Annotated in this window: 22 protein-coding genes; 11 read left to right on the plus strand and 11 right to left on the minus strand. The window is 58.9% G+C overall.

Annotation, left to right across the window (positions count from 1 at the left end; translation table 11 throughout):
• Positions 1-196 precede the first annotated feature (196 nt).
• Positions 197-490, minus strand: coding sequence for a DUF6316 family protein (locus MLD04_RS02095; protein ID WP_282451706.1), 294 nt, complete (start codon positions 488-490; stop codon positions 197-199).
• 200 nt (positions 491-690) lie between these two features.
• Positions 691-2,010, minus strand: coding sequence for an MFS transporter (locus tag MLD04_RS02100; protein ID WP_248154312.1), 1,320 nt, complete (start codon positions 2,008-2,010; stop codon positions 691-693).
• A 141-nt stretch (positions 2,011-2,151) separates the two neighbouring features.
• Between MLD04_RS02100 and MLD04_RS02105 the strand changes: the two genes are divergently transcribed.
• Genes MLD04_RS02105 through MLD04_RS02115 form a run of 3 tightly spaced genes read left to right on the plus strand, consistent with a single transcriptional unit; the run spans position 2,152 to position 5,097 of the window.
• Complete coding sequence (locus MLD04_RS02105; protein WP_248154314.1) at positions 2,152-2,988, plus strand: 23S rRNA (adenine(2030)-N(6))-methyltransferase RlmJ; 837 nt, start codon at positions 2,152-2,154, stop codon at positions 2,986-2,988.
• Between the two features lie 27 nt (positions 2,989-3,015).
• Positions 3,016-4,272 (plus strand): hypothetical protein, encoded by a 1,257-nt coding sequence (locus MLD04_RS02110; RefSeq protein WP_248154316.1) that lies wholly within the window; start codon positions 3,016-3,018, stop codon positions 4,270-4,272.
• A 9-nt stretch (positions 4,273-4,281) separates the two neighbouring features.
• The gene (locus tag MLD04_RS02115; protein WP_248154318.1) at positions 4,282-5,097 is read left to right on the plus strand and encodes a mechanosensitive ion channel family protein; all 816 of its coding nucleotides are present in this window, start codon (positions 4,282-4,284) and stop codon (positions 5,095-5,097) included.
• Here MLD04_RS02115 and dctP read toward each other — a convergent pair.
• Positions 5,065-6,165, minus strand: coding sequence for a TRAP transporter substrate-binding protein DctP (gene dctP, locus MLD04_RS02120; RefSeq protein WP_248154320.1), 1,101 nt, complete (start codon positions 6,163-6,165; stop codon positions 5,065-5,067). The two genes, MLD04_RS02115 and dctP, sit on opposite strands and share 33 nt — an antisense overlap.
• A gap of 95 nt (positions 6,166-6,260) precedes the next feature.
• On the opposite strand from dctP, the gene MLD04_RS02125 reads away from it, so the two are divergent.
• Complete coding sequence (locus tag MLD04_RS02125) at positions 6,261-7,169, plus strand: DMT family transporter (protein WP_248154322.1); 909 nt, start codon at positions 6,261-6,263, stop codon at positions 7,167-7,169.
• Positions 7,159-7,437 carry a GIY-YIG nuclease family protein gene (locus MLD04_RS02130; protein WP_248154324.1) on the plus strand — a complete coding sequence of 93 codons (279 nt, stop codon included), beginning with the start codon at positions 7,159-7,161 and terminating at the stop codon, positions 7,435-7,437. Before MLD04_RS02125 ends, MLD04_RS02130 begins: the two co-directional genes overlap by 11 nt.
• Here MLD04_RS02130 and MLD04_RS02135 read toward each other — a convergent pair.
• Positions 7,415-8,308: an alpha/beta hydrolase gene (locus tag MLD04_RS02135; RefSeq protein WP_248154327.1), complete on the minus strand. Its 894-nt coding sequence runs from the start codon at positions 8,306-8,308 to the stop codon at positions 7,415-7,417. The two genes, MLD04_RS02130 and MLD04_RS02135, sit on opposite strands and share 23 nt — an antisense overlap.
• 79 nt (positions 8,309-8,387) lie before the next feature.
• Here MLD04_RS02135 and MLD04_RS02140 point away from each other — a divergent pair, with 79 nt between their 5' ends.
• Both MLD04_RS02140 and MLD04_RS02145 read left to right on the plus strand, forming a co-directional pair.
• On the plus strand, positions 8,388-9,434 hold the full coding sequence (locus MLD04_RS02140) for an alpha/beta hydrolase (protein WP_248154329.1): 1,047 nt from the start codon (positions 8,388-8,390) through the stop codon (positions 9,432-9,434).
• 16 nt (positions 9,435-9,450) lie between these two features.
• Positions 9,451-10,107, plus strand: coding sequence for a YiaD family glycine zipper/OmpA-like lipoprotein (locus MLD04_RS02145; protein WP_008939049.1), 657 nt, complete (start codon positions 9,451-9,453; stop codon positions 10,105-10,107).
• 85 nt (positions 10,108-10,192) lie between these two features.
• Here MLD04_RS02145 and MLD04_RS02150 read toward each other — a convergent pair whose 3' ends face one another.
• Positions 10,193-10,951, minus strand: a complete 759-nt coding sequence (locus tag MLD04_RS02150) for a phosphatase PAP2 family protein (RefSeq protein ID WP_248154331.1) — start codon at positions 10,949-10,951, stop codon at positions 10,193-10,195.
• 136 nt (positions 10,952-11,087) lie between these two features.
• On the minus strand, positions 11,088-12,317 hold the full coding sequence (gene serA / locus MLD04_RS02155; protein WP_248154333.1) for a phosphoglycerate dehydrogenase: 1,230 nt from the start codon (positions 12,315-12,317) through the stop codon (positions 11,088-11,090).
• Between the two features lie 189 nt (positions 12,318-12,506).
• On the opposite strand from serA, the gene MLD04_RS02160 reads away from it, so the two are divergent.
• Together MLD04_RS02160 and MLD04_RS02165 are read left to right on the plus strand one after the other, a co-directional pair.
• Entirely contained in the window at positions 12,507-13,910 is a 1,404-nt protein-coding gene (locus MLD04_RS02160) for an FAD-binding oxidoreductase (RefSeq protein ID WP_248154335.1), read from the plus strand.
• Positions 13,910-14,587 (plus strand): SIR2 family NAD-dependent protein deacylase, encoded by a 678-nt coding sequence (locus MLD04_RS02165; RefSeq protein WP_248154337.1) that lies wholly within the window; start codon positions 13,910-13,912, stop codon positions 14,585-14,587. Before MLD04_RS02160 ends, MLD04_RS02165 begins: the two co-directional genes overlap by 1 nt.
• 133 nt (positions 14,588-14,720) lie before the next feature.
• On the opposite strand, the gene MLD04_RS02170 is transcribed toward MLD04_RS02165, so the two are convergent.
• The 5 genes from MLD04_RS02170 to MLD04_RS02190 all read right to left on the minus strand — a co-directional run bounded on the left by MLD04_RS02170 (position 14,721) and on the right by MLD04_RS02190 (position 19,411).
• Positions 14,721-16,025, minus strand: coding sequence for an ABC1 kinase family protein (locus MLD04_RS02170; protein WP_248154339.1), 1,305 nt, complete (start codon positions 16,023-16,025; stop codon positions 14,721-14,723).
• A gap of 60 nt (positions 16,026-16,085) precedes the next feature.
• The gene (locus MLD04_RS02175; protein ID WP_248154341.1) at positions 16,086-16,748 is read right to left on the minus strand and encodes a fumarylacetoacetate hydrolase family protein; all 663 of its coding nucleotides are present in this window, start codon (positions 16,746-16,748) and stop codon (positions 16,086-16,088) included.
• A gap of 22 nt (positions 16,749-16,770) precedes the next feature.
• On the minus strand, positions 16,771-17,313 hold the full coding sequence (locus MLD04_RS02180; protein ID WP_248154343.1) for an adenine phosphoribosyltransferase: 543 nt from the start codon (positions 17,311-17,313) through the stop codon (positions 16,771-16,773).
• 30 nt (positions 17,314-17,343) lie between these two features.
• A complete protein-coding gene (locus MLD04_RS02185; protein ID WP_248154346.1) occupies positions 17,344-18,642 on the minus strand; it encodes an NCS2 family permease in 1,299 nt (432 codons plus the stop codon).
• 151 nt (positions 18,643-18,793) lie between these two features.
• Positions 18,794-19,411 carry a trimeric intracellular cation channel family protein gene (locus tag MLD04_RS02190; RefSeq protein WP_248154348.1) on the minus strand — a complete coding sequence of 206 codons (618 nt, stop codon included), beginning with the start codon at positions 19,409-19,411 and terminating at the stop codon, positions 18,794-18,796.
• 189 nt (positions 19,412-19,600) lie between these two features.
• On the opposite strand from MLD04_RS02190, the gene MLD04_RS02195 reads away from it, so the two are divergent.
• Positions 19,601-20,170 (plus strand): BLUF domain-containing protein, encoded by a 570-nt coding sequence (locus tag MLD04_RS02195; protein WP_248154350.1) that lies wholly within the window; start codon positions 19,601-19,603, stop codon positions 20,168-20,170.
• Between the two features lie 152 nt (positions 20,171-20,322).
• The gene (locus tag MLD04_RS02200; protein WP_248154352.1) at positions 20,323-21,303 is read left to right on the plus strand and encodes an NADPH:quinone oxidoreductase family protein; all 981 of its coding nucleotides are present in this window, start codon (positions 20,323-20,325) and stop codon (positions 21,301-21,303) included.
• The last annotated feature ends 4 nt before the right edge of the window (positions 21,304-21,307 follow it).

The raw sequence follows: 21,307 nt of genomic DNA on the forward strand, positions 1-21,307 counted from the left end.
GGGCCTTTTCGCGTTTTTCAGAACCAAAAAAATCCCGGCTCATTAGGCCGGGATTTTTTGATTCAACTTGCCGCGTTGCTAACCCAAAGAACGGCAAAAAGGCTGGTCATAAAGAAGGTTGATACGCCCAGGAGCCATCCAAGTCGTTCCCTGGGAAATAACGAGGTGCGGGGTCCTTCCCTTTCGCTCTGCTGACTCACGATGCCCTGAGTGTGCTGGAACGCAGAATATTGGCTTCCGCGCAGCGGGCGCAGTTGCTCTTCGCACAGAAATCGGTGTCGTGCAGGCCAATGCCACAGAACTCGTCGCTGGCGGCACGGGTGTTGAGCCCCTTGTGCATCCGTATGTGACGAACCAGGGCGTCATTCGCCTCCTGGCGCGACTGGAACGGACCGAGGTCATAAGCTTCCCGCGTCATCGCATACCATCCAATCGCAGTATGGACCAAACGGTCGGCGTGAAACGTCTGAGTGATTGTGTCTGTTCGCATGTTCGATCCTCACATGGATATAAAACCAACGTCGTGAAAGGACATGTCCGTGTCGAACTGACGATTCCGGATACCTTTTACCCGCGATTGGCAGGTGTTTGGCCCAAGAAGATTGCTTTATTCTTGTCAGTTGTGACGAGTGTCACGCAAATTGTTTGACAGGGCATTGGTAGGTCTGCCGAGGATCAGGGGCGTTTGAGTCACATATCAGTGACTTCTTTTAACCTGACGGCACTGATAAGCCCCGCTAGTCCCATAAAGCCGAGCACAAGGATGACGGCGACCTCAGACAGTGTGGAAATCCAGGCGGTGAGGCCGCCGGTTACCAACAAGAGAACACCAATGACCGTGTTACTGACCGCCGTGTAATCGGTCCGCTTGTTGCCGCCCGCCATATCCACGAGATAGGTCTTCCGGCCGAGGCGAACACCTGCATGGGCAATACTGAGTACGAAAAAGGCGGCGGGGTAGAACCAGACGCTGCCCATGTCTGGCCCGGCAACCAGGGCGGTAAAGCCGACTCCCAGACAGACCGCGCTCGCCATGGCAGCGCCCCGTATCATTACCCGCCTGCTGGAGGTATCAGCGGCCCAGCCCCAGAAGCTCGCGCTCAGTGAACTGGCGAGGCTACTGGCCAGCAAAAACACGCCCAGCATCCAGCCGATATCGGATTCCCGCTGTGCCAGCACCACGAAGTATGGCGATGCCAGAGCCGAGCACAGGAGCAGGGCCCGGGTGATGACGAAATGCCGGAAGGGGGCATCGTCCCGGAGCAGGGACAGGCTACGGATGGCCTCTGTCATGGCGTTGGCACCGCCACCGGTTTCCCCTGCGTATTCTTCGACGTTGGCGAACAGAAATCCGGCGATGACCCAGAGCACCGCCGCCAGGAGCAGCAGAGTGGCGTAGAAGGTGAGGGAGGGCTCGCCCCGATTCCAGAACAGCAATGCGGTCATCACCACGGTGGCTGTGCCGCCGACGGTGGTGGCCAGCCCGGACAGCCGCCCCCGGCGGGTTTTGGGGATGCACTTGCCCTGGACATCTTTCATGGACACCGAGCAGAAGCCCCGGGCCAGTGAGAACACCACCAGCGCGGCAATCAAACCGCCGCCGGCACTGTAACCGTCGAGAAACCAGACGCTGGCTGCCATTGCCACCACGCTGGCGGCCTGGCCAAAGCTGCCCAGCGTCCAGAACCACTTGCGTATCGCTTTCTTGCGAACCCAGGCTGCGATCACCATCTGTGGCACCATGGATCCGGATTCCCGGATAGGAACCAGCCAGGCCACCAGCGCCGGCGCACCGACCGCGCTGATCAGCCAGGCGAGTACCGTTTTCGGGCTGATCAGAAGATCGCCGAGTTTGGTCAGGACGTTGCTGGCCAGAATCAGGAAAAAATTGCGGGGGACTTCCCGGCAGGCTTCATCCGGAATGTCCTTGCAGACACGGGCGTCCTCCTCGTTGGCGATCAGGCCATAAAGCTGGTCAATGGTGTCCTGGTTGCTGGTGCGGGATCGCAATGGGTACTCTCCTGGTGGATTTGGCAAAAGCATAACAGCCTGAACTCTCAGGAATAAACGCCGTGTACGGATGGATTCGGGGATCGGACTTGCCTGTGCTGTTTCACTGGGGCTAAATGTCAGTTTTCAGGGGCTTTCTTCATGCTCAGTTATCTTCACGCCTTTCACGCGGGCAATTTTGCCGATATCCAAAAGCACGCGGCGCTGACGCTGGCTCTGTCGATGATGCAGACCAAGGCGTCCGCCATCGCCTATTTCGACACCCATGCGGGCAGCGCGATGTATGACCTTGGCAGTGAACGTGCGAAGAAAACCGGTGAAGCGGAAGGGGGCGTACAGAGGCTCTGGCAACGGCGTGAGCACCTCAGATCACCGGACTGGCAGCCGGTGCTGGGCCTGCTTGGACGTCTGAACGCCGACGATGGCCGGTTAGCCACCTATCCCGGCTCGCCGGAGTGGTTCCGCCAGTTTCTCCGCGCCGATGATGCGTTGACCGCGTTTGAGTTACACCCGTCGGAGGGTGAGCAGCTCGCCAACTGGGCCGGTCGGAAGGTTCGGGTGTTGCGGGAAGACGGTCTGAAAGGCCTGCTTGGCCAATTGCCCCCGAAGCAGCCTCGGCTGCTGGCCCTGATTGATCCGTCCTATGAGATCAAATCCGACTACATTGCCGTTGCCGAAACCCTGCAAAGAGCGTGGCAGAAATGTCGTCATGGGGTCTATCTTATCTGGTACCCGGTTCTGACGTCTGGATTGGAAAAGCAGTTGAAAGAAGCGCTTACAGCAGGACCGGTCCGGAAAATCCTTGTGAGCGAAATACACCTCAACCATCCACCGGAACGGGGCATGACCGGTTCCGGCATGTTGATCGTCAATCCGCCATGGGGATTCGACGACCGCTTTGCCGCAATGCTCGACGAGGTTTCGGGCGCCGACGGACTGGGGATTCGCCACGAACTGGACTGGCTGGTTCCGGAATAACAACATGGCATTTCAGGAGTCTTCTGTTTGAAGGACGAAAACGGAGCAGACAGCGAGGGCTCGCCACTCGGCCAGCTCATCACGATGGAAAGCTGGCGGGTACCCGAGACCTCTGTCAGGCGAACGGTCAAGGGTGCGATACGGCATCTGATGGCGCAGCTCCGGCAGGGGATCACACCGGAAGAAGAGCCCTTCCAGAGTCTGGACGACCTGCCTGTTCTGTCTGAGTGGCAGCGCGAGCGCATCGCGCCCTATCCCGATTTTTTTGCGCAGGCCCGAACGCTTGTCGCGTCGCTTGAGACCCTCAGAACCACCGGCGCGTTCAATCGCGACGTTGCCCTGATTGTTGCACCGCCGTTCTCCGGTTTGCGTGAATCGCTGGTCCGATTACCCACTTTGGAGCCTTCGGAGGCTGCTCCGGCCCCGTGGCGGTTGGTGGCTCCGCCCGAGGATCTGTGTATGACTCAAGCGCAGGCCCGGCAGTGGTGGGATGAACAGGATCTTTCCGGTGACTGGGTCATACCCGAACTGGGCGATTTCTGGCTGCGGCACCCGGCCGGGCTCGCGCTGATTCCGGAGTTGCTGAGCCGTATGGCTGCCGGTGAGACGGGGCAGGGCATCATTGGCTGCTCCAGCTGGTGCTGGCAGTTCTGGTCCAGATACCTGCCGGATGCGCACCTGGGCCCTCTGACACCGGCGCCGCTGGATGCGGAGCGTCTGGGGCGGTGGTTTGGCAATCTGGCGGCACTGCGGGAGCATCGGCCATTGGTGGCGCGAATGGCCGATGATGGCCTGTATGTCCTGCCCATTGATGACCCCGATGATGGTGTCCGGCGCAAACACGCCGGTTTTCTTCGTGATCTGGCGATTGCTTCGAGGGGCAATCCCGGTGTGGCACTGGCGGTCTGGCAGCACGCGCTTCGGGCCCGACCGGAAGAAAGCGCCGAAGCGGACGATCCGACGACGGAGGAATCGGGCAAGTATCGGGAGTGTTGGGTGGTGCACATGGACCAGCTCAGTCTTCCGACGATGCTGCAGAGCTACGACCGCGCCATCGGGTTTATTCTCCACGCACTGTTACTGCACGACGGTCTGGATCAGGAGCGTCTGGAAATGGTCTCAGGTGTGAAGGGAGCGCCTTTGCAGCTGGCCCTGTCGCGTCTGGTCCGGGCGGACATTATTGAGAGGGGCGATGCTTCGGGACACTGGCGGGTCACGCCGTTGGGGTATCCGACGGTTCGTCGCCACCTGATGAGCTGGGGTTATCCGGTCGATGACTTTTAGGGGGGTAACATGGAAGAAACGTTCGGGGGTCTGAAAGGTCTGTTTTCGACCGTTACATCCCAGGCGATGGTGGAAGCGGCCGTTGTCGTTGCTGCTGCAGCGCTGTTGATTTTCCTGATCCAGAAACTGGTACCTGGCGTCGCCGGCCGGTTGGGTGGCAAGCCCCGGCTGTATCTGCTGGCCTCCGTGCCTCTGCTCAGGTTGGTCATCATCATCGTGACCATCGTCGTGGTGGTCCCGATCCTGATCGAACCGTCTTTCGAGAATATGGTCGCCATTTTCGGGACTCTGGGTCTGGCGCTGGGATTCGCGTTCAAGGACTACGCCAACAGCCTGATCGCCGGCATCGTTACCCTCTACGAGATGCCGTATCGGCCGGGCGACTGGATCGAGGTGAATGGCAAGTACGGCGAGGTGCGCTCCATCGGAACCCGGGCAGCGGAGATCGTGACCCCGGACGACACCGTGGTACTCATTCCCCACTCGACCCTCTGGAATGCCCTGATCGCGAACGGGAATGATGGCACCGACAACCTGATGTGTGTGGCGGAATTCCACCTGACGGCAGGCCACGATGTTCGCAGTGTCATGACCCTGCTAAGGGACGTGGCGTTTACCTCCCCCTATACCAAGACGATGAAGCCGATTTCAGTGGTGGTCGCCCAGCATCCGTGGGGAATGACCTATCGGGTCAAGGCCTATCCGCTGGAGCCGCGGGACCAGTTCCGGTTTATCAGTGATCTGACGGCCAGGGGGATGGAGATACTGGCGCAACATGGCGCCTGCCCGGCATCAGTTCCCGTCAGTGTTGCCAGCCCCGTCTGATTCCGGAGTTTCGGTGAGAGTCTCAACCATCCCCCGGATGGTTGAGAGAATTTGCTCCCCTCGAGCGCCGTTCTGTTCCAGGTAGTACTGGTAGGTGGGCTGACTGGCTTGCCGGAAGGTAGCACGTTCCTCGTCGGTCAGTGTCACGACGCGGATCTGTCCGTCTGTGGTGATGGCTTCCAGCCGGGTCTGATTCAGGTCTTTCTGGATGTCCCAGGCCTGTTTGACCAGTTCGCGAATGGATTGCTCCAGCCACTCTTGCTGCCGTGCCGGAAGGCCCTCGTACCAGTCCGGATTGGCCACCACGGAGGAGACGAACTGAGTCGCTCTTGCCTGGGTCATGGTGCTCTGTACTTCGTAGAAATTCATTTCCTCAATGGCAAAAACCGGGTTGGTCTGGCCGTCGAGCTGACGTAACTGCAGCTCGCTGTAGACTTTGGAGTAGGGTGTTTTGACCGTGTCTGCACCGTAGGCCCGGAACGCCTCTGCCGACATGTCGGAGGTCATGGTGCGGAACCGCATTCCCTGGAAATCGCTTGGTGTGCGCAATGGCTTGTTCGCGGTCCAGGCCATCCAGCCCTCGGGCACAAAACCGAGCAGCGTCAGATTGCCGTCCTGGTAGGCGGGTGCAAACAGTTCGGTCAGCGATGGGTCGGTAAACAGGCGCCTGGCAACGTCGTCGTTGTCCGGAACCAGAAAGTGAAGCAGGAATACACCGGTTTCGGGGACGCTGTCCGAAAGGTGGCCCGGTGAGGCGAATGCCATGTTGACCGACCCGTTGCGGACCAGTTCGGTCAGCTGTGAGGAGGTGCCGAGGGAGCCGTAGGGGAATACGTCGACGATGATCCGGCCGTCGGAATTCGCTTCGATCCTGGTTTTTAGCGCCTGGGCGTAGGCGTGTTGTACACTGCCCTCGATTTCTTCGAGGGCGAAACGCCAGGTCACCGGAAAATCCTCGGATGACGCCTCTGATGAGTCTCGCGTCTTGCCGGTTTCCGAATCGGAGCAGCCGGCCAGGGCAATAACAAGGCTCGCCAGTAGCGGCAGCCAGAGGCGGTGGGTATGCATGTCCTTCTCTCCAGACCCGGGTTACTGAGGTGGTGAACCAGCCCTAAGCTAACATATTCGGCGGAGAGCTTCCCGCTGCGACGGAGTTCATCTTCATGGCAAACCAGAAACAGGCGATGCTGTTCGGTCTTGCAACGGTTCTGCTGTGGTCGACCGTTGCCACGGCATTCAAACTGGCGCTTCGGGACCTGGCGCCGGTTCAGATGCTGTTGATTGCCTGTGCAGCGTCGGTCGTCGTGATGGCGCTTATTCTGAAAGCGCAGGGGCGTTGGGGGCTGGTTTTCTCGTTATCCCGACGGCAATACCTGCAGTCGATCGGGATGGGGCTGATTAATCCGTGCCTGTATTATTTTGTCCTGTTTGGTGCCTTTGACCGCCTGCCGGCACAGGAAGCCCAGCCCCTGAACTATACCTGGGCGCTTGTGCTGGCTTACCTGTCCGTTCCCTTTCTCGGGCAGCGTTTGCGCCGGATCGACATCGCTGCCGGGCTGGTCTGCTATGCCGGTGTTGTCGTTATTGCCACGCGTGGCAATATCACCTCGCTGTCGTTCTCGGATCCGCTCGGCGTTATCCTGGCGCTGGGGAGTACCGTGATCTGGGCGTCCTACTGGATCATTGCAACCCGGGATGATCGCGACCCGGTGGTCGGGCTGTTCCTGAATTTCCTGTTCGGCCTGCCCGTGATCGCTGTGGTGTGTGGTCTGACCGCCGGTTACAGTCTGCCGGGTGGCGGGTCAATCCTGGCCGCGATCTATGTCGGGGTTTTCGAGATGGGGGTGGCTTTTGTGCTCTGGTCCTATGCCATGAAAAAGGCCGAAAACACGTCCCGGGTCAGCAACCTGATTTTCATTTCCCCGTTCCTGTCCCTGGTGTTCATTTATTTCATCCTCGGGGAAATGATCCTGGTCTCTACCTACATTGGTCTGGCGTTGATCATGGGCGGGCTCTGGCTGCAGCAACGAAAAGTGAAAGTGCGGGAAGACGGGCTGGTCCATGAACGGTGACTGGTTTCTTTATATGGTGCGTACCGCCGGCGGTGCGCTTTACACCGGCATCTCCACCGATGTGCAGCGGCGATTTGCCGAGCACTCCGCTGGCGCTCCGAGGGGCGCCCGGAGCCTCCGTGGAAAAGGTCCTCTGGAACTGGTATTCACCGAAGCGGCTGGAGACCGGCAGCGGGCCTCGCGCCTCGAATGGCACATCAAGCGCTGGCCGAGAGCCCGAAAAGAGGCACTGATCCGGGGGGAGGTCAGCCTTTCAGATGTGATCTGATGTGATCAGCCGCGGTCCGGATGGCGTCGGTGGCACGATCAAGCTGACCGGCGTGCACCTGGAAAACGTGCCAGAGACTGTTGTAGATCTCCAGACGAGCAAGCACGCCGTCCCGCTCAGCCGCATCCTTCAGTCGCACCGCATCGTTGAGCAATATTTCCTCGCTGCCTACCTGAATCAGCATTGGCGGTAAACTTCTGAAATCGCCGTACACGATCGAGATCAACGGGTGATCAAGGGCTTCGGCACCGGCATAGAGTCTGGCGGCTTTGTCAGTCCAGGCCTGCTGAATGACGGGTTCCCTCTCAGGCGAGTAGAGCTGTTTCTGGGTCAGATCGGCCCAGGGTGAAAACAGGGTCAGCGAAGCGGGGAGCGGCTCGCCCCGATCTCTCAGGTGCATGGCCAGCGCCACACACAGGCCGGCACCGGCGGAGTCCCCCGCCAGTGCAATCTGCTCGGGTGCAACGCCCTCGGCAATCAGGGCCAGATAGACATCGTGGGCATCTTCAAGAGCGGCGGGAAACGGATGTTCCGGCGCCAGCCGGTAATCCGGTGTCACGATTTCACACTCGCTGGCCTTTGCCAGATGGCCTGTGAGGCCACGGTGGGTATCGGGCGAGCCGATCATGAACGCACCGCCGTGGAGGTAAAGTACGATGCCCGTCCCGGCGTTCGACGCACGGGTTCGAAGGACTGGAATGTCGGCGAGGGTGTCGTGTTCGAACCGACAGCCACGGGGTGGCGTCGAACTGCGGTAGGCCTGCCGGATGAGGCGACGCTGAAGCGCGACCGGCACCCGAGGGCTGAGGATCGGACGAACCAGTCGGCTCATGGTTTGCCGTAAACCGGCCTCAAGAAGAGGTTGGAACATCTGTGCTCTACTCCCGCTATGCGATAGGATGTCAGCCTTATCAGCCTATTTTCGAACCATGACAGGCGTTTAACTCTACGTGTACTGGAAAACAGATACCATAGAAATCCCGGATTGGAACAGGCACTCGTTACTCGAGCGGCTGGAGCCCTTCAATCCCGGGGATGAGCGTCCCCTGAGCAACGAAATGGTCGCTTATTGCCGGTTTTACGGGCTCGATCTCTGGGTCGAACATCCGGATGTCCACTACCACCAGGGCTATGTTCAGGCGGGCGAACATCAGGTGATGGTGCATTATTATCGCTTATCCGGGTCTTCCGCCAGTCGCGGTACCGTGTTTATTCTGCACGGTTACTTTGATCACGTGGGCCTTTACAGCCAACTGATCGACCGGTGTCTGGGCGCAGGCCTGGATGTGCTTGCCTACGATCAGCCCGGTCATGGACTTTCCAGCGGAACGCCTGCGGCCATTGGCAGCTTCCTTGAGTACCAGGAGGTCCTGTCGGCAGTGATTCGTCACGTCCGGGGAAAGGTACGGGATCCATGGTTCGCTGTCGGTCAGAGTACTGGCGGGGCGATTCTGATCGATTACCTTCTGTCCAATCATCATGATCAACATTCATCCGACTTCAAGCGGGTGGTTCTGCTTGCGCCGCTGGTTCGCCCCATGGGATGGCTGGGCGCCAGAGTCCTCCATACGGTGGTGAAGCCCTTTATCACTCGCTGGCGTCGGGCGTTCGCGGAAAACAGCGGGAATACGCGTTTCCTGCGTTTTCTGCGTGAGCACGATCCACTCCAGGCAAGGGCAGTCCATGTGGACTGGGTCACGGCTCTTCGACAGTGGGTGCCGCATATTGAATCGGCGCGTCCAGTCGATTTCCCGGTGACCGTTGTGCAGGGGGAAAAGGACAGGACCGTGGACTGGCAGCACAACCTCCGGATCATCCGGAATAAATTCTCCTCGATTGAGGAACTGAGAATCCCGGACGGACGTCATCATCTAGTGAATGAAGCCCAGGATTTGCAGGCACAGGTATTCAATACCATCATTGATACGTTCACCAACACCGGGGCGGATGCGGCTCAGGCCCAAGACAGGTCGCCGCTCACCAAACCTGTTCAATAACGCACAGGAGAAAGCTGTGAAAAAAACCATTCTTGCATGCGTCATCGCCGCCTATGGCGTCACTGGCTGTATGACCTACGATCCCTACACCGGCGAGGAGAAGACGTCCAACGCGACCAAAGGCAGTGTGATCGGTGCAATTGGTGGCGCGGTGGTCGGTGCTGCGACTTCAAGTAAGAGCGACCGGGGTAAGGGCGCGTTGATCGGTGCTGCCAGCGGTGCTGCCATCGGTGGTGGTATCGGTTACTACATGGACAAGCAGGAAGCCGAGCTTCGCCGCAAGCTGGAAGGCTCCGGCGTTCGGGTTGTCCGGAATGGCGATCAGATTCAGCTGGTCATGCCGGGGAATATCACCTTCGACCTGAACCAGGCGTCTATCAAGCCTTCCTTCTCGAACACGCTGGAATCCGTGGCGCTGGTGCTGAAGGAATACGACAAGACCATCATCCAGATCGAGGGCCACACGGATAGCTCCGGCTCCGACAGCTACAACCAGCTGTTGAGCGAGAAGCGTGCGGCGTCTGTTCGCGATTTCCTGTTGAATCAGGGTATCGAGCCGCGGCGGACCCGTGCGGTAGGCTACGGTGAGCGCTATCCTGTGGCTTCCAACGACACCGCTGCCGGGCGAGAGCAGAATCGCCGCGTCGAGTTGACGCTGGTGCCGATGCAGTAAATTCAGAATGTCCGCTTACAGGCCAGCCGGCACTCCGTCCGGTTGGCCTGTCGGATCCGCGCAGTCCCTGGTTTGACTGCCGGGTTTATTCCTTTTCCGTTCCCCTTCCCGTTGTTTCGGTTCCAGGCAGTAACAGGCTTGCGAGGCTGAAGCTTATGGTCCAGCAGATCATCAGCGTCCACAGATCGTGAGACAGAAAGTGTGCGCCCCGGAATTGCTGCGCAATGCCGAAAACAAGCCCCATTAGCAGCCCTGTTGCAAGCCCCAGGAAACGCCAGCGGGGGCGCCAGGCTGCCAGGAAAAAATACAGGGCGATCCAGGCATAGCCGGCACTGGCGTGACCGGCAGGGAAACAGGCCGTGTCCGGCATGGTGTCCGGTCGCGTCGCCAGGAGACCGACGAAGGGCTGGTCGCCCCCGTAGCGCATCAGGTTCCAGGGACAGTCCATGGGCACCAGGTGCTTGATGACTGACACGGCCAGCGTTGACAGTCCCACTGCCAGAAACAGGTACAGTAACGGTCGTCGCCAGCGGATGGCGCGTTTGGTCACGGACACGAAAATCAGCGCAATGATCACGATTCCACCCATGGCCTTGCTGAGCCCGCGGGCGTCATTGTGCAGAACAGTTTCAAACAGGTACTGATGTTTGAAGGCCCACTGATGGCCTTCCAGGCTGTACAGGAAATCGGCAACGCGAAAGTCCAGGTCAAACGCCTGAAAAATGGCGATCCCGGTCAGGAAGGCGGCCCAGGCGACAAGAAGCTTCCATTGCCATGGGTAGGCAGATGTCTGGCTGATCAAACCGGAGAGCGTAGAGGTCTGGCTGGAAGAATGGTCGGGCATACAGGTGTCACACAGGTCCAGAAAGTTGGCCAGCTTAGCCGGCCATTCTTAAAACAGGCTTAATTTTTCCAGTCCAGACGCAAAAAAACCGACGCCGTGGCGCCGGTTTTTTTGATGGCCGGTCTGTTCCCGTCCCTCAGAACAATACGCGGCAGCGAATGGTGCCCTTGACCTGGCTAAGCTTTTCAAGGGCCAGCTCGCCGTAGGCTTTGTCCACATCCACGACCACGTAACCAATCTCTTCCTTGGTCTGCAGATACTGTCCGCAGACGTTGATCTCGTTCTCCGAGAACACCTGGTTGATTTCGGACATAACGCCCGGCACGTTTTCGTGAATGTGCAGGAGGCGATGCTGGTTGGGGTGCGACGGCAGGGCCACTTCCGGGAAGTTGACGGACGACACGGAGGTGCCGTTATCGCTGTACATGGCCAGCTTCTCAGCGACTTCGCGACCGATATTCTCCTGCGCTTCCATGGTGGAGCCGCCCACGTGCGGAGTCAGGATCACGTTGTCGAATTCGCGCAGCGGCGAGACAAACTCTTCCTGGTTGGACTTGGGTTCAACCGGGAATACGTCAACGGCAGCGCCCAACAGTTTGCCCGAGGCGAGGGCGTCGGCCAGCGCATCAATGTCCACGACGGTCCCGCGGGAGGCATTCATGAAAATGCTGCCCGGCTTCATCTGAGCGAACTGCTCGGCCTTGAACATGTATTTGGTGGCCGGCGTCTCTGGCACGTGCAGCGATACCACGTCGGCGATGTTCAGCAGTTCCTGCATGGTGCCGACCTGTGTGGCGTTACCAATGGACAGCTTGGACACCACGTCGTAGAAGTAGACGTCCATGCCCAGGCTCTCGGCCAGGACACTGAACTGGGTGCCGATGTTGCCGTAGCCGATAATACCGAGCTTCTTGCCGCGGATTTCGAAACTGTTCTTGGCGGATTTCTGCCACTCGCCCCGGTGTGCCTTGGCGTTTTTCTCGGGCACACCGCGGAGCAGCAGGATGGCCTGGGCCAGCACCAGCTCTGCCACGGAACGGGTGTTGGAGAAAGGCGCATTGAACACCGCAATACCGCGACGGGTCGCCGCCTTGAGGTCCACCTGGTTCGTCCCGATACAGAAGCAACCGACCGCGACCAACTTCTGGGCGGCCTCAAATACTTTCTCTGTCAGCTGGGTGCGGGAGCGCAGACCGACGAAATGCACATCGGCGATCTTCTCGATCAGCTCTTCCTCGCCCAGTGAATGGGTCAGATACTCGATATTGGTGTAACCCGCGGCATTCAGGGTATCAATGGCAGATTGATGCACGCCTTCCAGCAGCAGGATCCGGATTTTGCTCTTTTCGAGAGACGTATTTGACATGGGCTAGCTTCCGAACCTTTCGTCGTATTAAATGACCTGAAGCCGGGGATCGTCAGCCCGGCTCACAGAACAGGGGCGGTATGATACCATAAACGCAGACTTTCACAGCGCGCCGGTTTGCCTTTATCAATTCCCTGTGAATCCCGTATCAACAGGCTCTGGCCCAACCCTGACGAGACTGACGTATTCATGAATTCCGAACAGATCATTGCCGCCCTCAAAGACCTGGTTGCTGCAGGCGACGCTCCCGGTAAGGTCCTGACTGATCCCGCTGATCTCGATACCTATGGAAAGGACTGGACCAAGATCTATCCGCCCAAGCCCCTGGCGATTGTGCTGCCGAAGACCACCGAGCAAGTTCAGGCACTGGTGGCATTCGCCAACGACAATCAGGTGGCTCTGGTGCCTTCGGGTGGCCGAACCGGCCTGAGTGCCGGCGCCGTTGCTGCAAACGGCGAAGTGGTTGTGGCGTTCGACAATATGAACCGCATTCTTGAGTTCAATCCCAGTGATCGAACAGTGAGGTGTCAGGCGGGCGTGGTGACCGAGCAGCTGCAACAGTTTGCCGAAGAAAACGGGCTGTATTATCCGGTGGATTTTGCCTCGGCCGGTTCCAGTCAACTTGGCGGAAACCTGTCGACCAATGCCGGTGGTATCAAGGTTATCCGTTATGGCATGAGCCGTGACTGGGTTGCCGGGCTCAAGGTCGTGACCGGAAAAGGGGACGTGATCGACCTGAACAAGGACCTGGCCAAGAACAACACCGGTTATGACCTGCGCCACCTGTTCATAGGCGCCGAAGGCACCCTGGGCTTTATCACCGAAGCCACCATGAAACTCACCCGCAAGCCGGATGACCTGACGGTTCTGGTGCTCGGCCTGAATGACCTGACCAATACCATGGACGTGCTGCAGTCCTTCCAGAAGAAACTGGATCTGACCGCTTACGAATTCTTCTCCCACCAGGCCATGCAACATGTCCTGGCCCACGGCCAGGTGCAGGCACCGTTCGAAACCGAAGCCCCGTATTACGCGCTGCTCGAATTTGAAGCCGTCTCCGATCAGGTGATGGATGACGCGATGGCTCTGTTCGAAGAGTGCGTCGAAGCCGGTTGGGTGCTTGACGGCGTGATCAGTCAGAGCGAGACCCAGGCGCAGAACCTGTGGCAGCTGCGGGAGCGGATCTCCGAATCCATCGCTCCCCGGATTCCCTACAAGAACGACATTTCCGTCGTGGTTTCACGGGTTCCGGGATTCCTGCAGGAAATCGACAGTGTGGTAACCGAGCATTACCCGGACTTCGAGATCATCTGGTTTGGCCACATTGGCGATGGCAACCTGCACCTGAATATTCTCAAGCCGGAGGACATGGCGAAGGAGGATTTCTTCGAAAAGTGCCAGCAGGTGAACAAGTGGGTGTTCGAGATCGTTCAGCGCTACGAGGGCAGTGTGTCCGCCGAGCACGGTGTCGGAATGACCAAGAAGCCTTATCTGCAGTACACTCGCAGTGAAGCGGAAATCGTCTATCTCAGAGGGATCAAGCAGGTGTTCGATCCCAACGGCATCATGAACCCGGGCAAAATCTTCGACTGATGCAGGATCGTATTGTCGTACTCACCGGCGCTGGCATCAGCGCCGAAAGCGGCCTCTCCACATTCCGGGACAATGGCGGTCTGTGGGAGCAGCACAGTGTGTATGACGTTGCTACACCAGAAGCCTTCGAACGCAATCCGGAGTTGGTGCTAAGGTTCTACAATGACCGGCGGCACCAACTGAAATCGGCGGTCCCCAACCAGGCCCATCGCCTGCTGGCAGAGCTGGAACGCCGATACCGGGTAACGATTGTCACCCAGAATGTCGATGACCTGCATGAACGGGGCGGCTCAAGCCAGGTCCTGCACCTCCACGGCGAACTCACCAAGGCACGCAGTACCGGCTTCCCGGAACTGGTCTACGACATCGGTTACGGCGATATCAAACCGGGCGATCGCTGCGAGCGCGGCACCCAGCTACGGCCTCATATTGTGTGGTTCGGTGAAGAAGTCCCCATGCTGGAGGCGGCAGCGGAGGTGGTCCGCACGGCAGACCATCTGCTGATCGTCGGTACGTCACTGCAGGTCTACCCGGCTGCTGGTCTCGTTCACGAGGTTGGTTTCGATGTGCCCATCACCGTGATCGATCCCGGAGAGCCGGCGTCTGTTTCCCGTGCGCGGGTGATACGCAAGGGTGCCTCGGAGGGAGTACGGGACTGGATTGACAGTATCTCCTGACCACGGAGCAGGGAGCGCTGTCGGGGAGGGCCTTCCAAAACACGCTCCTTGCGGCACGTCCATGTGACGCTTGAGCTCCGCCATCCATGGCTCCGCACAGTTTTGGAAGGCCCTCCCCGACAGCACTCGGTCCTCAACCCTTGAGGTATTTCTCCAGTTCTTCCCGGAACGCTGCCTGAACCCCCAGCCGCTTTAGCATCCAGTAATGACCGGCGATCATCCGGTCGATGAAGATGCTTTCCACCGGCGGCTTGAAGTAATCCAGGTACTTGAACACCGTGCTGGTTTTTGCCGCGACCCGCTTGTGGATGTCCGCTTCGGCGAAATCGTAAGGTTCGTCGTCAAGGAATGGGACGATGAGAATGTCCCGCCACATGGCGTAGTAGGCTTCATCCACCGCGGGCTGATTCTCCACCCGGGCGCCGAGGTCTATAAGATGGCCATCCAGGGCCTGATAGTCGCCGGCCAGCGCAGCAGAGAGGGCCTTGCGGTAAGCCTCCACGATCTCCGGCTTCAGCTTTTTCACGCATCCGAAGTCGTACAGGATGATGGTGCCATCGGGCCGGTAGGCAAAATTACCGGCGTGCGGGTCGCCGTGAATACACTGGAACCGGAAGAGCTGGTCGGCCATGAGCGTGAAGATGCGGTGGCCGATGAGGTTGATGGTGTCCTGGTCATACCGGTCGGGGGTGACCTGACTGATGTGATCGCCTTCCACCAGTTCCATCGTCAGCACCCGGCGGGTGGAATGACTGTCGACCACCTCGGGAATCAGCACCCAGGGCTGATCCATGTGAAACTCCCGGAACAAACCGATATTTCGGGCTTCGTTCTCGTAGTCGAGTTCTTCCTGGAGCCGTTCCCGGATTTCCGCGAAGAGCTGGTCGACGCTTTTCTTTGGCATCTTCAGTAGCCCGCCGAGGCGAAGCGCCGTCCGCAGCTGCTTGAGGTCGGAATCGCAGGACTCGTCGACGCCCGGATACTGCACCTTGACGATGACGTCCGTGCCGTCATGCAGGCGGCCGCGGTGAACCTGGCCAATACTGGCGGATGCGTAGGGCGCTTCCTGCAGGTATTCGAAAAGGTCTCCCAGAGGCTTGCCGAGCTCCGATTCGATCTGTTCGACGATAACGTCAAACGGCATCGGGGGCGCTTCTTTCTGGAGCTTCTCCAGTGCTTCGGAAAATTCCCGTGGCAGGAAGTCCTGTGTCTGTGAGGCGATCTGGCCGACCTTCATGACCGCACCTTTGAGTTCGCCCAGCGTATCGGCAATCTGCCCGGCCATGCGGGTGTAGCTCTCGCTCTGGGCGCCTTCGTCGTTTTCACCGCCGAGCAGCTTTCGTGCGCGCTGGCCGGCATACTGGCCTGCCACGGAGGCGGTCATGCCGGCAAGCTTGAAGAAACGTCCTGTGCGGGAGGTAACCGGTTTCTTGGCCATACAACGTTTTCGTCCAATACCCGTTCAAGTGGAACATCGGTTGTGGCCGACGACTGTGTCTCAGGTTACCTGTGTTTGCAGGAACAGCAAGTCCTCAAGTTCCAGGGTCAGTGTCTGGCCCGATGAAAGGGGGCCGACGCCCCGGGGCGTGCCTGTCAGTATCACATCACCCGGCATTAATGAGAACTGGCTGCTCATGTGAGCGATCAATGGGACAATTGGATTGAGCATGTCCCGGGTATCGCCCGTCTGGCGACGTTTGCCGTCAATATCCAGGGAGAAGTGAATGTTGTCCCTGGGGAGCTTGTCCGCTGCGACGAATGGCGACAGGGGGCAGGCGCCGTCGAAGGCTTTGGCGCGTTCCCAGGGATGGCCTTTTTCCTTGAGCTGGCTCTGAACGTCCCGGAGGGTCAGATCCAGAGCGAGACCATAGCCGAGGATGGCGGATTCCACCTCACTGGCGGACGCCGCGGTCAGTGGCCGGCCGATCAATACCGCCAGCTCGGTCTCGAAATGGACTTCACCCCGGCCCCGGGGAAGGTCGATGGGTCGGGTGATGTGAACCGCTGCGGTAGCCGGTTTGATGAATAACAGTGGTTCGTCAGGAACCGGGTTGTTGAGCTCGCGAGCGTGCTCGGCGTAATTCCGGCCAACGCAGACGATCTTGCCCAGGGGTAGATGCACCGGGGTGCTGTCTTTCCAGTGGTGCTGGTAGTCGGGCATGACCGCCTCCTGTTGCCTGTGTTCAGTCACCTTCGAAGGAGCACACAGTATAGACCGGAAGCCCTTCTTCCTGCAGCTTGCGGGAGCCACCGAGATCGGGGAGGTCAATCATGGCCGCGACCTCGACAATCTCGGCACCGATGCGCCGGATCAGCCGGGAGGCCGCCAGCATGGTGCCACCGGTGGCAATCAGATCATCCACCAGTACCACCTTGTCACCCGGTTTGAAGGCATCTTTATGGAGCTCCACCGAGGCTGTTCCATACTCGAGTTCGTAGTCCTCAACCAACGTATCGAAAGGCAGTTTGCCTTTCTTACGGACCAGAACGAGGGAGGCGTTCAGTTCGTAGGCGAGAGCCGAGCCGATGATGAAACCGCGGGCATCGACCGCAGCGACGGCATCGATTTCCTCTCCGTGATACCGGTGCACGAAGGCGTCAATCAGCTTTCGGAAGGCCGTCTTGTCTTGCAGAACGGTGGTAATGTCGCGAAAGGATACGCCGGGCTTGGGCCAGTCCGGAACGGTTCGAATCGCCTTTTTGATGCTCTCGGAAAAGTAATCCATGGTAATGACACCAACCGGTCAGGACGCCGCTCAGGCGGCGTCCAGGAACATGAATTTCAGGATGAATACGACGGCAATGGTCACCACGCTTGCGTTGAGGTGCGACCAGCGTCCGGAAATCCCCTTGATCACAGCGTAGGTGATAAAGCCGAGTGCGATACCGTTGGCAATGGAAAAGGTTAACGGCATGGCGAGGGCCGTCACGATGGCGGGTGCGGCATCCGTGATGTCATCCCAATCGATTTGTTTCAGTCCGCTGGCCATCAGCACAGCCACGTACAGCAGAGCCGGTGCGGTTGCGTAGGGAGGAATGATGCTGGCGATCGGAGAAAGGACCAGGCTGGCCAGGAACAGTGCAGCGACCACGACAGCTGTCAGCCCGGTGCGACCGCCGGCGGCAATACCGGCGGTGGACTCGATGTAGCTGGTGGTGGTGGACGTACCAAGGGCGGCACCGGACATGGTGGCCACGGAATCGGACATGAGGGCCCGGCCAAGGCGCGGCAGTTTGCCGTCTTTGTCGAGCAGGCCGCCGCGGTGGGCTGCGCCAATCAGTGTGCCGGAGGTATCGAACAGGTCCACGAACAGGAACGCGAAAATGATGCTGATCATGCCGATGTTCAGGGCGCCGGCAATGTCCAGCTGCATGAACGTGGGCGCAACGCTCGGCGGAGCCGAGAAGAAGCCGTTGTACTCAACCATGCCCATCATCATGGCAATGATGGTAACAGCCAGGATGCCGATCATCACCGCGCCGGTAACCCGGCGGTAGGACAGGGCGCAGATCAGCACGAACCCGCCGAAGAACAAGAGGCTTTCCGGCGTCTTGATGTCGCCGAGGCCAACCAGTGTGGCCGGATGGTCAACCACGATGCCCGCATTCTTCAGGGCAATCAGGGCCAGGAAGAAGCCGATGCCGGCGGATATGCCGAAACGCAGGGACATCGGGATGCTGTTGATGATCCATTCCCGGACCTTGAGGATGCTGAGCAGGAAGAAAATCAGGCCGGACATGAACACCGCGCCCAGCGCGACCTGCCAGCTGTAGCCCATGCTGCCGACGACCGAGAAGGCGAAAAACGCGTTCAGCCCCATACCCGGAGCGAGGGCGATCGGGTAATTGGCCCAAAGTCCCATGATCAGCGTGCCGATGGTGGCAGCCAGACAGGTCGCCACGAAAATGGCGCCGAAATCCATCCCGGTGGATGAGAGGACACTGGGATTGACCACAATGATGTAGGCCATGGTGAGGAAGGTGGTGACGCCCGCCAGCAGCTCTTTACGAACCGTGGTGCCGTGGGCCTGGAGTTGAAACAGTCGTTCAAGCATGACGGATGTCTGCCTCGCAGGATGCTGGAAGTTGAATTTTGGGATTGGTCGAGCCGGAAAATCGTCGAACTGCGTGAAAAGTCGGCAATGTTACCGTCTGAGCAGTCGTTCGCCAAGAGATGATTGGTGGTTCAAAGCAACTGTAATGTGTTCAGTGCTGCGACGGGTCCCGTTGCAGGCGGATGTCGAAACGGACGGCCAGCATGCGTACGATCACGATGAAGAGCAGGCCAATGGTGAGCGCCAGGGTCTCGCTGGCCAGTAGCCACTGACACACAAAATACAGCCAGCATCCGGCGAAGGAGATCGACGCGTAGATCTGGTCCTTGCGGAAAATGAACGGAACTTCGTTGCAGAGCGTATCCCGCAGCGCGCCTCCAAAGGTTCCGGTCATCACTCCCAGAAGCGAGGCAATAAACCACGAGTGGCCAAGATCCAGCGCCAGCTGCGCACCCAGGATCGAGAAAATGCCCAGGCCGATTGCATCTGGAAAGACGATCCGGGACGCTTTCAGTTTCTCCGCGCGGCGCCAGTAGCTGAAGATGATCGCCATCACCAGGATCAGGATGGGCTGCTCCTGATGCTTGATCCAGTACAGGGGGTGATTGTCCATCATCAGGTCGCGCAACGTGCCGCCACCGAGGGCGGTGATGAATCCGATGGTGAACACGCCGACGGGATCCATGTTCTTTGATCGTGCGACAATCATCCCCGAGATGGCGAAGGCGACGATGCCAATCATTTCAAGGATATAGATGATGTCGAACATGATTCGTCCTGGCGGGGATGGGAAATGGACAGGGGTGTGCCCGAGCCGGGTGCGCGAAGGATAGCGTAATTCGACGCCGGATTCATCTGTAGGCCTGCTGTTGGGCGCGTCAGCAGTGTGATCCGGCAAAGCATGTGTCCACGTATCATGCACACCGCGTACTTTATTACCTACTGTCCGGAGTCAATCATGCCCCTGATGCGTCTGGCCTACGCCAGTGAAGCCACGTTCGAAGATAAGCCGGTTAACCAGGGTGTCGAACCCCACGTAGCGCGAATTCTGCTGACGTCGCGCCGAAACAACGCCCGGTCCCATCTCGTCGGTGGGCTTTATTACGGTGACGGGCGTTTCTTCCAGTATCTGGAGGGGGAGGAATCCGATGTGCTCGAGACGTTTGAACGGATCAAGCAGGATGAGCGGCATCGGAACATCTTTACCCTGATGCAGGGGCCTCTGGAAACGCCAACCTTCACCAGCTGGTCAATGAAATACGTGCCCCTGTCCAGCGACGTGCGTCGTTTTCTGGAGCGTAATGGTCTGCAAATATTCAATCCGTCCGAGTTCACCGAGTCGCAATGCGAAGAGATGATCGAGCTGATCCGCCAGTCCAGCCACGATCAGAAGCTGGTCAATCACGACGAGGAGTCTGGCGCAGCGACTTCCCGGCCTCAGGCATTTTCGCCCGGCCTCAGGTTTGGCCTGATGGCTGCAGGGATTGCCCTGTTGGGAGCGCTGATTTACGCAGGATCACTGCTCTAGGATGCGGATGGTGAGGGTGGTCGTTATAAGCAACATTTATTTTTCAGGATAAAAGAACCTGATTTGCTTCATGGCCTGAGTCTGTTTAGTTTGATTCATATCAAATGGGTCGGTCTGGGCCGACCCTACAACAAACAGTGTCAGGAGAATCCATGAAAGCCATCCTCTGCAAGGAATACGGTCCCGCCGAGAAACTTGTTATCGAAGACGTCCCCAGCCCGGAGGTCAAGAGCCGCGGTGTCAAGGTGCGGGTCAAGGCGGCCGGTCTGAACTTTCCGGATACCCTGATTATCGAAAATAAATACCAGATCAAGCCCCCTCTGCCGTTCTCTCCGGGTGGTGAAATGGCCGGGGAGGTGATTGAGATTGGTGACCAGGTAACCCGTTTCAAACCAGGCGACCGCGTCGCTGGTTTGACCGGTTACGGTGCATTTGCGGAAGAGGTCATCGTGCCGGAGCAGAATCTGTTGCCGGTGCCTGACGGGATGTCGGATGAAAAGGCGGCTGCCTTCACCATGGTTTACGGCACTTCCTACCATGCCCTGAAGCAGCGCGCGAATCTGCAGCCGGGAGAAACGCTGCTGGTACTGGGGGCCAGTGGGGGGGTCGGGCTTGCGACAGTGGAGCTCGGAAAAGCCATGGGTGCCCGGGTTATTGCGGCGGCCAGTTCTGCTGAAAAACTGGCGATAGCCAGGGAAGCCGGTGCTGACGAGCTGATCAACTACACCGAAGAGCCGCTCAAGGAGACCGCCAAGAAGCTGACCAAGGGCAAAGGCGTCGATGTGATCTACGACCCGGTTGGCGGCGAGTTCACCGAGCAGGCCTTGCGGGCCATGGCATGGAATGGTCGCCATCTGATCATCGGTTTTGCCGCCGGTGACATTCCCAAGATTCCAGCCAACCTGATGTTGCTCAAGGGCTGCTCCGTCGTCGGCGTATTCTGGGGCGACTTTACCCGTCGCGAGCCGGAGGTCAGCGCCCAGAATATGATGGATCTGATGAAGCTGTTCTCCGAGGGCAAGATTGATCCGAAGGTGAGCGCGGTTTACGAGTTTAAAGACTACGTGGATGCGCTGGGCGCTTTGACCGGCCGCAAGGCGACCGGGAAAGTGGTGCTGAAGGTTGGCGCCTGAGGCG

Source organism: Marinobacter koreensis, assembly GCF_023156285.1.
Classification (GTDB): domain Bacteria; phylum Pseudomonadota; class Gammaproteobacteria; order Pseudomonadales; family Oleiphilaceae; genus Marinobacter; species Marinobacter koreensis.

Excerpts from the sequence above, each read along its gene's own strand:
- MLD04_RS02190 (WP_248154348.1), bottom strand. The coding sequence starts at position 19,411 with ATGTTCGACATCATCTATATCCTTGAAATGATTGGCATCGTCGCCTTC.
- serA (WP_248154333.1), bottom strand. The coding sequence starts at position 12,317 with ATGTCAAATACGTCTCTCGAAAAGAGCAAAATCCGGATCCTGCTGCTG.
- MLD04_RS02095 (WP_282451706.1), bottom strand. The coding sequence starts at position 490 with ATGCGAACAGACACAATCACTCAGACGTTTCACGCCGACCGTTTGGTC.
- MLD04_RS02130 (WP_248154324.1), top strand. The coding sequence starts at position 7,159 with ATGAACGGTGACTGGTTTCTTTATATGGTGCGTACCGCCGGCGGTGCG.
- MLD04_RS02105 (WP_248154314.1), top strand. The coding sequence starts at position 2,152 with ATGCTCAGTTATCTTCACGCCTTTCACGCGGGCAATTTTGCCGATATC.
- MLD04_RS02175 (WP_248154341.1), bottom strand. The coding sequence starts at position 16,748 with ATGCCCGACTACCAGCACCACTGGAAAGACAGCACCCCGGTGCATCTA.
- MLD04_RS02195 (WP_248154350.1), top strand. The coding sequence starts at position 19,601 with ATGCCCCTGATGCGTCTGGCCTACGCCAGTGAAGCCACGTTCGAAGAT.
- MLD04_RS02115 (WP_248154318.1), top strand. The coding sequence starts at position 4,282 with ATGGAAGAAACGTTCGGGGGTCTGAAAGGTCTGTTTTCGACCGTTACA.
- MLD04_RS02180 (WP_248154343.1), bottom strand. The coding sequence starts at position 17,313 with ATGGATTACTTTTCCGAGAGCATCAAAAAGGCGATTCGAACCGTTCCG.
- MLD04_RS02150 (WP_248154331.1), bottom strand. The coding sequence starts at position 10,951 with ATGCCCGACCATTCTTCCAGCCAGACCTCTACGCTCTCCGGTTTGATC.
- MLD04_RS02200 (WP_248154352.1), top strand. The coding sequence starts at position 20,323 with ATGAAAGCCATCCTCTGCAAGGAATACGGTCCCGCCGAGAAACTTGTT.
- MLD04_RS02185 (WP_248154346.1), bottom strand. The coding sequence starts at position 18,642 with ATGCTTGAACGACTGTTTCAACTCCAGGCCCACGGCACCACGGTTCGT.
- MLD04_RS02170 (WP_248154339.1), bottom strand. The coding sequence starts at position 16,025 with ATGGCCAAGAAACCGGTTACCTCCCGCACAGGACGTTTCTTCAAGCTT.
- MLD04_RS02125 (WP_248154322.1), top strand. The coding sequence starts at position 6,261 with ATGGCAAACCAGAAACAGGCGATGCTGTTCGGTCTTGCAACGGTTCTG.
- MLD04_RS02160 (WP_248154335.1), top strand. The coding sequence starts at position 12,507 with ATGAATTCCGAACAGATCATTGCCGCCCTCAAAGACCTGGTTGCTGCA.
- dctP (WP_248154320.1), bottom strand. The coding sequence starts at position 6,165 with ATGCATACCCACCGCCTCTGGCTGCCGCTACTGGCGAGCCTTGTTATT.
- MLD04_RS02135 (WP_248154327.1), bottom strand. The coding sequence starts at position 8,308 with ATGTTCCAACCTCTTCTTGAGGCCGGTTTACGGCAAACCATGAGCCGA.
- MLD04_RS02165 (WP_248154337.1), top strand. The coding sequence starts at position 13,910 with ATGCAGGATCGTATTGTCGTACTCACCGGCGCTGGCATCAGCGCCGAA.